We start from the raw sequence: 13,601 nt of genomic DNA on the forward strand, positions 1-13,601 counted from the left end.
CACTTCAAAGCAACATTGAGCCGCAGGTCTTGCGCTGGTTCCCTAAAGCTTGTGGTCCCAGGTTAGCGAGATCCAGGGCGCTAGCCGGCGCACGTTGAGGCTGTAGTCTCCGTTGTCGCGCGTACCCGTTCTCGGACGAAACAGCCCATAGATGGTCAAGCGGAGTTCATCCTGCTGGGCCAGCTTGACTGACGCAAAGGCATCGAGCGAGCGAGCCGGCAGCGAGCTTTGGCTTTGCAGGACGCTTTGGCGCACGTCAAAGCGCGGCACGACCAGGCCGCTGATTCCCAAATTGAGTGGCACGGACTTCATGCGGTAACCATCCAGTTGAACTGACGTGCGGATAAGCTTGGACTCGATTCGATCCAACTGCATCCGCTAAATGACAGACCCCTTGCTGCACCACATCTCCTTCGGTGTCACCGACCTGGGGAACATGGCGGCGTTCTATGACGCCGTTCTTGCTCCGCTTGGCCAGGTGCGCGTCTAGGACGGTCCGCAGTCTGTTGGTTATGGGCACCCTGGCCAAGACGACAAGCTCTTGTTGAATCTTCGAGATGCAGGAGCACACCCCCCAGGGGCAGGCTTCCATATCGCATTCAGTGCAAGCTCTCGCAAGGCAGTCGACCAGTTCCATGCTGCTGCCTTGGCACATGGCGGAATAGACAACGGCGCCCCCGGCTTGCGAAAACATTATGGTCCGAACTATTACGCGGCGTTCGTTGTCGACCCCGAAGGCCATCGAATCGAGGCCGTGATCAATCGCGCGTGCGACTGAGTGTGATCGCACGAGAACGCGACCTTCCGCCGCCCTGCCCTTAGCGCCGTTGGCTCGAATCCAGCATCGCAACCTTGTCAGAAACTAAGGCACGCAAAGTATCGATCTCCTGGCGCAATGTCTCGTTGATCGACGCTAACTGCCGGATGTCACGTAGCGCAGCGTCCAGCTCTAACCTCAACTCCCGGTTCCGTGCCGTGCACTCGGCCAACTGCTGAATTTTATGGTCCCTTTGTTGGCGCGAACTTCTGCCCGCCTGCTGTCGGATCGCCTCGGCAATGTCAGGGTAGGTGTTGTGAACGAGAGCTGATGTAACTCCTGCGGCTTCGGCTACCGCGGTGATCGTTACCTTCTTGCCATCGGCGCCCACGCTCGCCAGCGCCAACAGCAGCGCGTCACGCGTTTTTTCACGATTGCGCTGCCGCATAGTTTGCGGCGAAGAACTAGGGGACTGGCCCTGCCCCGAAGGGCCAGGCGAACTTCCGCCTGTTCGAACCTTTGCTTGAAATGGCGCGGTCATTCGACCCAACTACCGGCGCCATAGGCCTCGGCTTGACTTGTAGTAGGCAATGGAAGACCGAGGTCTACCAACACCTGAGCCGACAAGGCGACAGCTCGCTTCGCCTTTAGTGTCACAGCTGGCCCGCAGTCCTGAATCGCAGCCAATCGCAAACTGTCTAGGTAAATCATCTTCCAAGCGGCGCCTTGCGACTCATCAATAATTGACTGAGAGCATCCACCGCACATGGTGGCGTCGTAAACCCCTTGGCCGTGACATCCCTGTGTGCCGCTCAAACACCATGCGTGCCCCGTACTGCGCAAGTCCACTGAATCGGCAGTGGCGGTGAGCAGCTCCCGCATGTTCTTCACGGCGATGCCACGCGTCTGCAGTAGTTTTCTCCCCGCTCCGCCACTCAGCCGCGAATCTGAATCATGCCAAGATGCAATTAGCTCAACCTTGCTATCGAATATTTCGTCACCGAAATCCTCGTATAAAGCCTGATCTTGCCTAGGACTAGCGGCGTACAACTGAGACCAAGCAACCGACGCATGCTTAAACTGCCATTTAATAAATACCAATCCCATGCGTCCAAGACGTGAGTTCGCAACGTTGTACGCGAATGTGCGTCGACACTGATGATTTGCGATGGTCCAATCGAGTTCGGCAGCCTTCACTAGTCGGTGAAGCGCCTCATGACAGGCATTTACGCTCATCACCTCCACCCTTGATCCTCGCCCGTAGTGATCTGAAGCATAGTGGCTAATAGTCAGCAACATGTGACTTCCGATTTCCCGGACATGATTAAGCCGCTGGACCGCTTGCGCTGTTGTCATTCGTGCAGGCAACGGCCCCTCGGGCTTTCCTTCCGCGTCAAGCGCTTTCTCGAGCCATAAAGCTTCTTCTGCCAATCGTCTCTGATAAGGGAGCGAAAAGCGCTGGAGAATCTCTAGGGATCGGAACAATTCACCGGGCACGAGATAGTCCATGATCGCGCCGCCTGAGGTCTTGATTTCCCTCGTTTGAACCCAGTGCAACGTCACTCGTCTTCCAGGCGGAATGACCCGCTCCTCCGTACGCCAGCACCCGTTTGCGACACCCGTTGATTCCGAGTTGCGCATCCCACTGGTGATCTGAATTTGATAGAGCGCTGCATCACGCACCGCGAGCAGTTGTGGATTGCTACCGTCTAGTCGGCCGCAATCTCGTGCGTCAAGCAACGCTTCAGCTCCGGCGAGAATCTTTTCGCAATGCTCCCAGAGCGCTTTTTGAATAGTCGGCGGGATAATGTCCGTTTTAGCCGTTCTACCTACGACATTGTCACGTTGCTCGCCTACGCGCGCCACTTCATTGAGGCTTCTTCCCCCGAAGGGATGGGAAACCATCGGGCACAACATTTCGTCGGAAAACCACCAAACGAGGTCGAGAATAGTTAGGCGTTGAGAGAGAGCGGTAGGCGACAACGACTGCCCGACGGTTCCGACGTAGTCAGCTATATGGAGCGATCTGACCTCACTGAAATTCCGAATACCCAACGACGAAAGGTGCCTGAGCAGCAGCGGCAAACCTTCCACGATAACAGCTCGACAACTGGTGGCCGCATAGCCCTGCCCATGCCTACCCTGCCGCAGCGCGCAGTAAACCGCTGCCTTTGCGTCGTCGATCAATATGTCCGGAATCTCGGCAAGCCAACTCGCCCTTCTTTGCGCGCTCGACTTGTTCTTTGCGATCACCTCAGGAGAGAAATCCCAATCCTTGTCACCGAAGCGACTTAACACGTGCTCCCTACCGACACTATCAACCACGGCGGTGAGCACGATTGCATGCCTCTCTTCGCGGGTCAGTCCAATTAATGAAGAGGGTTGCGCCGCGAGGAGCTCAAATGCCCTGCGAGGGTGCGTCTTCCGAGGTAAGGTCCCAGCGACAGCAGTCTTTGCCATAGCAGCTAAAGGGTAAATGATCGATATCTGGGTTTCCGGCTCGCAGCGACGCCACTAGCCTGGAACTTGTCCAATCGCGAGCAATTCGCGTCGGACCAGGCGCCCACGTTCTATCTGCAACTGCCAAAAGGGGTGCAGTGCGGCTTGAGTCTTATTGCGGGCCGACCTGACCTGTTTAGCCGGAAATTGCTGGTCGACAAATCTATCAACCGCAGGGATAGCGATGCGATAGCGTTCGCGTAAGACGAGCAGGTTTCCGACCCTTCCTTCACCGGTCGCAAGTTCCCCGAGTATCTCTTCAAGGGTAGCCATCTCTCTTCGCGCGAATTCCTGGAAGCTGAAAAGGCGCCACAATTCATCGACGTCTCCGACAACCGCGAAATTGGAACAGAAAAGGCACATTAAAAATCGGTCGCAGACCTGCCCTGCTCCAGGCGCATGCTCGCCATTTTGCGGGTCGCTACAACCTAAAACTGGCGTCTGGGCCCGCGCTCGGTCGGTCCGAGCACTGATGTCAATCTTCACGTCAATAGCGGTGCTCAACGGTTTGCCCGCGCCGTCTGAAGGATCAGCCTTTGCAGCACGTTCGCGCATCGTCCGAACGTAGTCTTCATTCATGAACTCAGCCGCGAAGGCCTGGCTAGCATGATTCATCGTCGGGTAGTTTTGCGCGGCGACCGCCGGCGTGTTTCCCAACAAGTTCGCCGAAATCGCGAGATCGCCACCACTGATTCGATAAGCCCTATCGAATCGTGATTTTCTGAACCGGCTGCAGTTAACGCTCATTTTTTCACCGTTATCCCCGCGAAGCGCATGCCGTCCTACTAGCTTTCGGACTGTGTCGACCATGCTCGCCTGAGATAGACAGCAAACATCTCCCTTCTTTACGCCCCCTCTACCATAGCCCGATGATTCAAACAGCCATACCCTGTTCTTGAGCCCTTCTCGGGTTTTTGCTAGAAGGCAGTCTGTCGAATCAATGGCTTGTTGGATTATTGCCCCTTCCGCGAGTGAAAATGAAAGGAACACTTCGTCGTTAGGCAGAGTTCCGCTGCCATCGGAATCAACAGGGCTTGAACCAGATCTCCCGGCCTGAGAAACAATCTTGTGATTTCGATATTTGGTTGTTTTGACCAAAACCGTGCCCGGCAATAGGCCTGGCTGCAACGCGTCGCGCGTCAGTTCGAGCAGTGGGGTCGTGTTATGACCCATGCGATGTGCAACCAACAGCGCACGCAGCCCCTGCAACTCACGCATAGGGATTTGCAGACGCCCATGATGGATGGCAGTTAAGTCAGCCTTTATAGCTGCCGAAAGGCGCTCCTGTTCAGCATCGCTGTAGCTCGTCTGCAAACCTTTTCCAACGGCCCGTCTCGCGCCAGTTTGCCGAAAGAGTTTGGCAATTCGATCAGTATCTCCGGAAATGTATCCGAGAGCAAACATGTCCATCACAACCGCCTTAACGTTTGTGATGACAGCCCGCACCGTCAGCTCCGACCAATTTCTGTCCTGTCCCCGCTGTTGTTGCCACGCCTTGTATTCAGTTATATGTATGGCAACAATTCAGAAGGTGACTTTGGTCTAGACCGCAGGGTTTCCCTCGCGCCGGTATCAGCGATGAGATAGTCAAAGAAGTGGATCATTGCATCTCGCCGACACATGCACGTTGCAGGTGTAAGGCCCGCGTCCATTGAAGAGCGGAGAGCGTCGACGGTTGCGAACACCCAGTCGTCGACACCCTGATCGAGCGCACGGCTCAAGATGATGTTCTTAGCGGTGCCTGTGATTCTCGCGTGCACCCCGAACTCTGCTCTGATGTCGATGTCCGCATCTTCGGCCGTTCTAGTTTGCGCGCGGTACACAAGTCGCGCAGCAGACAAGTCTTGTCCGGACGCCTTCAACGCGGCATAGCTTTTTCTCTTAGGCATCTAACCGTGCGCGCAGAAACCGGGAGGACTGTGGGCTTGAGCTGTCAAATGCCATAGATACGGTCAAATTCGCTCATGAGTTGCTCAGCCTCCGCCCCCATGAGGCGCTCAATTTGCCGCAGGTAAGTCATCGTGGTTTCAACATGCGAATGTCCCAACCGGTCTCGCAGCCACATAAGTGGTTCGATACCCAGATTCGGATTAGCCCGGAGGACCAATAATGTATGTATTGCGTATGTATGACGGAGCATTAGTGGAGTTATTTTGAATCCAATCCTCTTAGCCAAATGTGAAAACACCTTTCCCGCTGACGTTTTGCTGAAGGGATTTCCGTTGACGGTAATTATCAACTCTCGTCGCTCCGTTCTGCCGGCGAGAAGTCGGTTACGCTCGAATCGCGTATAAGCCCAAAGATCTTCCATCAAACTAAAAGGCACCGCAACCGATCGAGGCTTGTCGAACTTGATGTCCATATCATTAGGACTCAAATTCACAAAAATCATGCTACCGTCATTAAGATCTTTTTTGATCCTTGGATCAAAAACATATTTAATCGGGAACGTTCGCGCCTCCACCGAGCGGAGGCCGACCCGCGCCATTAGATCGAATAAGAGCCTCTGTGACGTTGAGCGGATTTCTCGCCTTGCTTGTTTGACCTGATTCGCGAGTAGGAACGCGGGCTCCTTATCCCATTCGGCCAATAGAACATTTGGACGGCTAATAGCGAGGTGGGCTGCATTCCGATTGGAGGCGTACCGCCGTGTACTGCGCGGCGTCACCTCCCGATAGTGAAATGGGAGCGATTGGATTTGCTTCTTCCTCGCAGCCCATTCATAAAGGCCAACAACTAGTCGCATCCTCTGGTTAATAGTGCCTGCATCGAGTCGCAAGCTGATTTGCCAATCACGATATCTGACAACTACTCCGTGGCCAGGCGAACTAAATGGTTGATTCCACGTCAGCCCGTTTGCGTCAAGAAACTTTGCGAAATCCCATAGGGCCCGGCCGTAAGATTCCCAAGTCTTAGAATCAAGTGCAGCCCCTGCGTCGAGCAGACGCCAGATGAGGTAGCTGTGGAATGGCTCCGCTGGCTCCATTCGAGCATCGAGGATCAATGGAAAACCGGGCCGCGGCTGCTCGGCGAATACAAAGCGATCTGAGCTCAGTACGAATCTCATGCAGATGTGGGCGCGGCAACAGCGCCGAAGGAAGCTGCCCGATGTCCGTAGAGCACGAAGTGATGGGTCGTCACGGGGCTTGTTCGCGACATCAAAGCGCTGACCTCGAACTGCTGCATGGAGTCCCCTTCGCCGCGCTCCGCCGCGTTTCTCTTTCCGTAGACAGCACGCGCTCCTAGGTGTTGTTCACGAACAGAATACAAGGGGCTGCAGCGTGCAAGCTTTGCTTACTAACAAACCTATGTATTACCTACACACCATGGTCCGCGTCGAGAACGTCGACGCCTCGCTGCGCTTCTACCGCGACGCCCTCGGCCTGCAAGAGGTCAGGCGTTCCGAGAGCAGCGCCGGCCGCTTCACGCTGATCTACCTGGCCGCGCCCGGCGACGAGGACGCCCAGGTCGAGCTGACCTACAACTGGCCCGACGCAGACGGCAAGGCCGAGACCTACACCGGCGGCCGCAACTTCGGCCACCTGGCCTATGCGGTGGACGACATCTACGCCGCCTGCCAGAAGCTGATGGACCACGGCGTGACCATCAACCGCCCGCCGCGCGACGGCCGCATGGCCTTCGTGCGTTCGCCGGACGGCATCTCCATCGAACTGCTGCAGGCCGGCGCCGCGCTGGCACCGGCCGAGCCCTGGGCGTCGATGCCCAACACCGGCTCCTGGTGATTCACAACGCCAGGCTGTCGGCCCAGATGTTCTCGGCCCAGGCCTGCGCATAGGCCGTTTCCTGGGCGCTCGCGGCGGACGACACGCCGCCCGCGCCAGGCACCGGCTTCATCGTCTTCTCGGCCGCGTCGTACTGGTGCACCGAGGCCACGTGCATGGCCTCGGCCGGCGTGACGAAGCTGTAGCAGGTGTTCATGACGACGGGCGCTGGATCCACCGCCTCGCCCTGCATCAGCTGCAGCACGGCCGCCGCGGCCACCTTGGCCTGCTGGTTGGCCAGGTGGCCGGACTTGGGCATGCCCGAGGCCGACAGGATGGCGTCGCCGACGACATGCACGCCGGGCGCCGCCTGCGCCTGCATCGTCAGCCAGTCCACCCCCACCCAGCGACCATTCACGTTGGCGAAGTCGCGCGCCAGGTCGCCGGCACGCTGCGGCGGGATCAGGTTGAGCACGTCGGCCTTGACGTCCTCGAACTCGAAGCGCGCGACGTCGCCGGCCACCTCCTTCAGCTCGGCATTCGGCCGGTACTCCAGCACGCCGGCATGGTGCTGCGCGAAGGCGCGCTCGAACAGCGCCTTCTTGCTCTGCACCTCGGGGTTGGCGTCCAGCACCAGCAGCTTGGCGCGCGGCTTGGCGCGGCGCAAATAGGAGGCGATCAGGCAGGCGCGCTCGTAGGGCCCGGGCGGGCAGCGGTAGGGCGACTTGGGGATGCTGATCAGCACGACGCCGCCTTCGGGCAGCGCCTCCAGCTGGCGGCGCAGCGCGAGCGTCTGCACGCCGGCCTTCCAGGCATGCACGGCACGGCCGCTGTCCAGCGCGGCGGCAAGGCCAGGCACGGTGTCCAGCGTGAAGTCGATGCCCGGCGCGAGGATGAGGCGGTCCCAGCCCAGCCGGCTGCGGTCGGCCAGCTGCAGCGAGCGGGCCGCGGGGTCGATGCCGACGACCTCGCCGCGCACGCGCTTCACGCCCTGCGCCTCCAGCGCCGCATAGCCATGGCCGAGGCTGAGCGCATCGCGCGCGCCGGCGATGACGAGGTTGGACATCGGGCAGGAGATGAAGCCGCCGTTGCGCTCCACCAGCGTCACGTCGACGGCGGGGCCGCCCCAGAGCTTGAGGTAACGCGCCGCGGTGGCCCCGCCGAAGCCGCCGCCCACGACGACGACGCGGCCGATGCGAGCGGTTGGCGCGGCACAGCCGGCCAGTGCCACGCTGCCTGCGGCGAGCAGTTCACGGCGCCCGATCATGGCCGGGCCTGCACGGGGGGCAGCGCCGAGAAATGGGCCGCCACGAGGCGCAGCTGCTCCTCGGTGTAGCCCTTGACGATCTGCGGCATGACGGTACCCGGCCTGGCGCCGCGGCGGAAGTCCGACAGCACCTGCAGCAGGGTTTCGGCCTTCATGCCCGCCAGTGGGACCATCGTCGAGCCACGTGGCCGCCCCTCGGTGCCGTGGCAGTTGGCGCAAGTGGCGGCGAGGCTGCGGCCGACGGGGTTGGGGTCCTGCGCCAGCGCCGGGGCGCACAGCAGCAGCAAGAGCCAGGCTTTCATCACGACGACTCCTCAGAGTGTGTGCGAGCGGTCTCCGCGTTCGAACCCCAGCGCATCGAAAGGCGCATCCGCCGGCGCGAAACCGATCACCTTGAACAGCTCGCCCATCTCATGCTCGGCCAGCAGGCGATGCGCCATGGCGCGTTCGGCGAGCGACGCGTCGGTCAGCAGATCGGCGATGCCGCAGTTGAGCAGAAAGTTGGCCTGGCTGGTGTAGCCGAGCACGGTCAGGCCGGCGTCCTGGCCGGCGAGCGCCGTGCCGGTGAAGTTGACGTGTGCGGTGATGTCCTTGTCGCCCACCGCCACCAGCGGGTCGGCGTCGGCCAGGTGGCCCTGGTGGCACATCAGCGTGCCGCCGTGGCGCTGCGGGTGGTAGTACTCGGCCTCGGGGAAGCCGTAGTCGATGAAGAAGGCCGCGCCGCGCCGGAGCCTGCCGGCCAGCGTCGCGATGAAGGCCTCGCCCTGCGGGTGGATCTCGGTGACGGTGCCAGGCACGAAACCCCTGTCCAGCGGCGGCCGCAGCGCGCTGTCGCGGTCCTCGAAGGCGAAGCCCTCGCCGGCGCTGACGACGCCGCGCTCGCGCCACGCCTGGCCGTCGAAGGCGATGAGCTGCACCGGCATCGCATCCAGCACCTCGTTGCCGATGACGACGGCCTCGATCGCGTCAGACAGCGTGTCCAGCCAGTCGACACGGCCGCCCCAGTGGCTCAGCCTTTCACGCTGGCGCTCGCGCAGCTCGGCCGACAGCTCGACGATGCGGTAGCGCGCCAGGCCGGCGCCGAGCGCATCCAGCTCGGCGATCACCTGGGCCGCGAGCGCACCCGAGCCGGCGCCGAACTCGATGACGTCGCGGCAGCCGCTGGCGGCAAGTGCCTGCGCGATCTGGCGCGCCAGCGCGCGGCCGAACAGCGGCGACATCTCGGGCGCGGTGACGAAGTCCGAGCCTTCGCCGGGCATCTGCCCGAACTTGCGCCGCCCGCCCGCGTAGTAGCCCAGGCCCGGCTCGTACAAGGCCATGCCCATGAAGCGGTCGAACGGCAGCCAGCCACCGGCGGCGGCGATCTCGGCATGGATCTTTTGAACCAGGCTCACCGTGCGCGCACCCAGGCTTCGAACTCGGCCGCAGGCATCGGCGAGCCGACCAGCTCGCCCTGCAGTTGTTGGCAGCCCCAGCTCGCCAGCAGCTGCCATTGGGCGGCGCTGCGCACGCCTTCGGCGGTGACCGTCAGGCCCAGGCCCACGGCCATCTGCACGATGGCGCGGGTGATGGCCTGGGCGCCGACATCGTCCGGCAGCCGGGCGACAAAGCTCTGGTCGATCTTGAGCTTGTCCAGCGGCAGCTCGGTCAGGTGCGCCAGCGACGTGTAGCCGGTGCCGAAATCGTCGACCGACACCGTCAGGCCCAGCGAACGCAGCTGCGCCAGCGTGGCCGGCGCATGCTCGACGTCCTCGATCAGCATGCGCTCGGTCAGCTCCAGCTCCAGCCATTGGCCCTTGGCGCCCGAGTCGGCCAGCACGCGCTGCACCGTGTCGGCGAAGCCGTCGAGGTTGAACTGCATGCGCGACAGATTGACGGCGATGCGCATCGGCCCGTGGCCGTGCGTCAGCCCCTGCTCGCGCCAGCGCCGCGCGGTGGCGGCGGCCTCGCGCATCACCCATTCGCCCAGCGCCAGCATCAGGCGGTGGCGCTCGGCGACGAAGATGAAGCTGTCGGGCGCCAGCAGGCCGCGCTGCGGGTGGCGCCAGCGCAGCAGCGCCTCGGCACCGGACAGCTGGCCGCTGGTGGCCTCCACCTGCGGCTGGAAGAACAGTTCGAACTCGTTGCGCGTCAGGCCCTGCGCCAGCTCCGCCTCCAGCACCAGGTCGGCATAGGCGGTCTCGGCCAGCACGGATTCGAAGAACTGGTAGGTCGCGCGGCCGCGGGCCTTGGCGCGGTACATGGCCGTGTCGGCATGCTGGATGAGCTCATCCGCCTGCCGGCCGTCGTCCGGGAAGACCGCCACGCCGATGGACGGCGTGACGGACAACGCGCGGCCGTCGGCCCTGACCGGCACTTCGACGACCGACAGCAGCGCCTCCAGCACGACGACGATGTCGGCGCGGCTGGCCAGGTCGGTCAGCAGCACGACGAACTCGTCGCCGCCGAAGCGGCCGACGAGGTCGCTGCCGCGCAGCGCGCCGACCAGGCGCTCCGACACCGTCGTCAGCACCTGGTCGCCTTCCAGATGACCCAGCGAATCGTTGACGCGCTTGAAGTTGTCCAGGTCGATGAACAGCAGCGCCAGCATCTCGCCCTTGCGCTCCGCATGCTTCATCAGCAGCGCCATGCGGTCCATGAAGGCGCCGCGGTTGAGCAGGCCGGTCAGCCCGTCGTGGTGGGCGAGGTGCTGGATGCGGGCCTCGTTGGCGAGGCGGTCGCGGATGTCGCGCACGATGGTCATGCGCAGTTTCTCGCCGTCGCGCTCCAGCGTGCGCACGATGAACTCGACCGGGATGCGCGTGCCGTCCTTGTGCACGACGGCCGTCTCGTAGCGCACCTCGCGGCCCTGGCGCATGACCTCCTTGACCTTGGGGCGCTCGTCGTCGGCGATGAAGGACAGCACATGGCGGCCGACCATCTGCTCCAGCGTGTAGCCGACCAGCTTGCAGCACGGCGGGNNTGTCCAGCCGCGCCTCGGACTCGCGCACCGCGCGCTCCGCCAGGCGGTGCTTGGTGATGTCGTTGATCAGCACGCAGCTGGCGACCGGCTCGCCGTCTTCGCCGAGCTGGGGAATCAGGTGCACCTCGATCCAGCGCGGCGTGCCGTCGGCCTCGGGCAGCTCGCGCTCGTAGGTCACGGCCACGCGCTCGGACAGCACCTTGTCCACGGCCGGCTGGATGCGCGCCTCGGCATCCGGGCCGATGATCTCGCCGAAGGTCTTGCCGAGGATGCTCTGCTCCGTCTGCCCGAAGGCCTCGGCATAGCCGCGGTTGGCGAACAGGCAGACCTGGGTCTTGGAATCGTAGAGGGCGATCCAGGCCGGCAGGTAGTCGGCGAGCAGCTTGAAGCGTGCCGCCTCGACCGCCCGCGCCGCGTTGTCACCGGGCAGGCTCATGGGTGGGAGGTCTTGCGGGCCAGACACAGGTCGTCCCAGGCGCCGGCCTTGTCGGCCGGTGATCGCAGCAGGTAGGCTGGGTGGTAGGTCACCACCAGCGGCAGGCCGCGCCAGGCATGCACGCGGCCGCGCAGCCGGCCCAGCGGCTCGGCCAGGCCGGTGAGCCGGCGCGCCGCCTGCAGGCCCATGGCCAGGATGAGGCGGGGCTGCAGCAGCTCCACCTGGCGTGCCAGCACCGCCTCGCAAGCGGCCAGCTCGGCCGGCTGCGGCGCGCGGCCGCGCGGCGGCCGGCACTTGACGATGGGCGTCACGAAGGCGGTCGGCAGCTCGGCATCGTCGCGGCCGCTGCGCCGCTGGCCGGCGGCGAGCAGCATGCGGTCCAGCAGGCGGCCGGCATCGCAGGTGAAGGCGTCGCCCGCGGCATCGTCGGCGTCGTCCGGCGGGTCCGTGACGACCAGCCACTGCACCTGCTGCAAGGCGCCGCCGCCGAAAACGGCGTTGCGGCGCTGCTCGCACAGGCCGCAGCCGCGGCAGGCGGCCACGGCGTCGCGCAGGCCGGGCAGGTCCAGCGCCGCGAAATGAGCCGGCACGGCCGATGGCTCCACCGCCGGCGCTGGGGGCACGGCGACGCGCATGACGGCCGGCGGCGGCGCGGCGACGGCGATCGGCTCGGGTTCGTCCTCGACGATGGCCGCCGACGCCATGGCAGCGGGCAGCCGGTAGCCCATTTCAGCCAGCATGGCCCGTTGTCGCGCGTCCCAACTCATGGGGCAGGCACCACGAGGCTCATCAGCACGGCGTCCTCGCGCGGCCCCTGCTGCACCGGGTAGTAGGCGCGGCGCCAGCCCACTTCGGCAAAGCCGTAGCGGTTGTAGACCTCGCGCGCCCGTTCGTTGCCGACACGCACCTCCAGCCACAGCTGCGCCAGGCCGCGGCGCCGGCACGCGTCCACCAGCCGGTCCAGCATCACGACGGCCAGGCCGCGCCCCTGCCAGGCCGGGACGACCGTGATGTTGAGCAGGTGCAGCTCGTCCACGCCCGGCATGGCCACCCAGTAGCCCAGCAGTTCGGCGCGCGGGCCGCGCAGCACCTCGGCCGCATAGCCCGCGGCCAGCGAGTCGACGAAATTGCCATGCGTCCAAGGCACCGGGTAGGCGCGGCGTTCGGCCGCCATCACCTCGGTCAGGTCGGGCACCCGCATCGCCGCCGCCTCGTAGGGCGGCAGGCTGCGCTCCAGCAGCGCGCTCAACGCTGCACCTTTCGCGACGGGCTCATACCCGCTGCTCTCGCTCGGCCGTCGTCAGCGCGACCTTGTCGCGCACATACACCGGCAGCGCCTCGGCGGCATCGCGGGTCTCGCCACGCTGCCAGGCGGCCAGCGCCAGCGCGCCCAGCGCCGCGGCGCGCGAACGGGCCTGCGGCCAGGCGCGCGGCAGCGTGCCGAGGGCCGCGGCGTACTCGGTCAACGCGGTGCCGGCGGCGGCGGCAGGCACACCCCAATGGGCCGCCAGCGCTTCGGGGCGGTACAAGGCCGGCGGCTCGGCCACCTGCCAGGCGCCGCCGGCCCAGCGGTAATGCGCGGCGTAGATCTCGCCGATGCGCGCGTCCATCGCCACCCAGACATCGTCACCGGCGCCCTGGGCGCGCGCGTCCTCGGCGACCAGCATCAGGCTGTCGACGGCCAGCACCGGCTTGTCCAGGCCGAACGCCAGGCCCTGGGCGACGGCACAGGCAGTGCGCAAGCCGGTGAAGGCGCCCGGGCCCTGGCCGAAGGCGATGGCATCGAGGTCGTCCATCTGCACGCCGGCGCCGGCCAGCAAGGCCTTGATCTCCGGCAGCATGCGCGCCGAGGCCTGGGCGCCGCCCGCGGCCTCGAAGGCGGCCGTCCGCCCCGGCATCACGAGGGCCAGGGCCATCGTGTCGGTGGCGCTGTCGAGGGCAAGCAGAACGGGCATCGA

Annotated in this window: 14 protein-coding genes and 1 pseudogene; 2 read left to right on the forward strand and 13 right to left on the reverse strand. The window is 63.9% G+C overall.

Features of this window, described 5'->3' with window-relative positions:
- Window positions 1-42 precede the first annotated feature (42 nt).
- Window positions 43-312 carry a hypothetical protein gene (locus tag ASD35_RS11690; RefSeq protein ID WP_157275508.1) on the reverse strand — a complete coding sequence of 90 codons (270 nt, stop codon included), beginning with the start codon at window positions 310-312 and terminating at the stop codon, window positions 43-45.
- A gap of 232 nt (window positions 313-544) precedes the next feature.
- Here ASD35_RS11690 and ASD35_RS28525 point away from each other — a divergent pair, with 232 nt between their 5' ends.
- Window positions 545-778: a hypothetical protein gene (locus tag ASD35_RS28525; protein ID WP_369819207.1), complete on the forward strand. Its 234-nt coding sequence runs from the start codon at window positions 545-547 to the stop codon at window positions 776-778.
- 40 nt (window positions 779-818) lie between these two features.
- Here ASD35_RS28525 and ASD35_RS11700 read toward each other — a convergent pair whose 3' ends face one another.
- From ASD35_RS11700 to ASD35_RS11710, 4 genes are all read right to left on the reverse strand, one after another.
- Window positions 819-1,205: a hypothetical protein gene (locus ASD35_RS11700; RefSeq protein ID WP_056875120.1), complete on the reverse strand. Its 387-nt coding sequence runs from the start codon at window positions 1,203-1,205 to the stop codon at window positions 819-821.
- A gap of 89 nt (window positions 1,206-1,294) precedes the next feature.
- Entirely contained in the window at window positions 1,295-3,094 is a 1,800-nt protein-coding gene (locus tag ASD35_RS11705) for an integrase (protein WP_235538321.1), read from the reverse strand.
- A 177-nt stretch (window positions 3,095-3,271) separates the two neighbouring features.
- Complete coding sequence (locus tag ASD35_RS27160; protein WP_157275509.1) at window positions 3,272-4,666, reverse strand: hypothetical protein; 1,395 nt, start codon at window positions 4,664-4,666, stop codon at window positions 3,272-3,274.
- Between the two features lie 523 nt (window positions 4,667-5,189).
- Window positions 5,190-6,323 (reverse strand): site-specific integrase, encoded by a 1,134-nt coding sequence (locus tag ASD35_RS11710; protein WP_056875122.1) that lies wholly within the window; start codon window positions 6,321-6,323, stop codon window positions 5,190-5,192.
- A gap of 259 nt (window positions 6,324-6,582) precedes the next feature.
- Here ASD35_RS11710 and ASD35_RS11715 point away from each other — a divergent pair, with 259 nt between their 5' ends.
- Window positions 6,583-6,999 (forward strand): VOC family protein, encoded by a 417-nt coding sequence (locus ASD35_RS11715; protein ID WP_235538322.1) that lies wholly within the window; start codon window positions 6,583-6,585, stop codon window positions 6,997-6,999.
- 1 nt (window position 7,000) lies between these two features.
- On the opposite strand, the gene ASD35_RS11720 is transcribed toward ASD35_RS11715, so the two are convergent.
- The 8 genes and pseudogenes from ASD35_RS11720 to tsaB all read right to left on the reverse strand — a co-directional run bounded on the left by ASD35_RS11720 (window position 7,001) and on the right by tsaB (window position 13,598).
- Window positions 7,001-8,245 (reverse strand): NAD(P)/FAD-dependent oxidoreductase, encoded by a 1,245-nt coding sequence (locus ASD35_RS11720; protein WP_056875124.1) that lies wholly within the window; start codon window positions 8,243-8,245, stop codon window positions 7,001-7,003.
- Window positions 8,242-8,547, reverse strand: a complete 306-nt coding sequence (locus ASD35_RS11725) for a hypothetical protein (RefSeq protein WP_056875125.1) — start codon at window positions 8,545-8,547, stop codon at window positions 8,242-8,244. The genes ASD35_RS11720 and ASD35_RS11725 overlap by 4 nt, the downstream gene beginning before the upstream one ends.
- A 12-nt stretch (window positions 8,548-8,559) precedes the next feature.
- Complete coding sequence (locus ASD35_RS11730) at window positions 8,560-9,639, reverse strand: class I SAM-dependent methyltransferase (RefSeq protein ID WP_056875126.1); 1,080 nt, start codon at window positions 9,637-9,639, stop codon at window positions 8,560-8,562.
- Window positions 9,636-11,189: a putative bifunctional diguanylate cyclase/phosphodiesterase gene (locus tag ASD35_RS28530; protein ID WP_369819217.1), complete on the reverse strand. Its 1,554-nt coding sequence runs from the start codon at window positions 11,187-11,189 to the stop codon at window positions 9,636-9,638. Before ASD35_RS28530 ends, ASD35_RS11730 begins: the two co-directional genes overlap by 4 nt.
- A gap of 18 nt (window positions 11,190-11,207) precedes the next feature.
- Window positions 11,208-11,643 (reverse strand): annotated as a pseudogene (locus ASD35_RS28535) (PAS domain-containing protein); the annotation flags it as partial.
- Entirely contained in the window at window positions 11,640-12,410 is a 771-nt protein-coding gene (locus ASD35_RS11745; protein WP_056875129.1) for a uracil-DNA glycosylase, read from the reverse strand. The pseudogene ASD35_RS28535 and the gene ASD35_RS11745, both read right to left, overlap by 4 nt.
- Entirely contained in the window at window positions 12,407-12,892 is a 486-nt protein-coding gene (gene rimI / locus ASD35_RS11750) for a ribosomal protein S18-alanine N-acetyltransferase (protein WP_056875130.1), read from the reverse strand. Before rimI ends, ASD35_RS11745 begins: the two co-directional genes overlap by 4 nt.
- Window positions 12,893-12,914: 22 nt before the next feature.
- Window positions 12,915-13,598, reverse strand: a complete 684-nt coding sequence (gene tsaB / locus ASD35_RS11755; RefSeq protein WP_056875131.1) for a tRNA (adenosine(37)-N6)-threonylcarbamoyltransferase complex dimerization subunit type 1 TsaB — start codon at window positions 13,596-13,598, stop codon at window positions 12,915-12,917.
- Between the last annotated feature and the right edge of the window lie 3 nt (window positions 13,599-13,601).

Origin of the sequence: Pelomonas sp. Root1444 (assembly GCF_001426885.1) — a bacterium.
Lineage (GTDB): Bacteria > Pseudomonadota > Gammaproteobacteria > Burkholderiales > Burkholderiaceae_C > Pelomonas.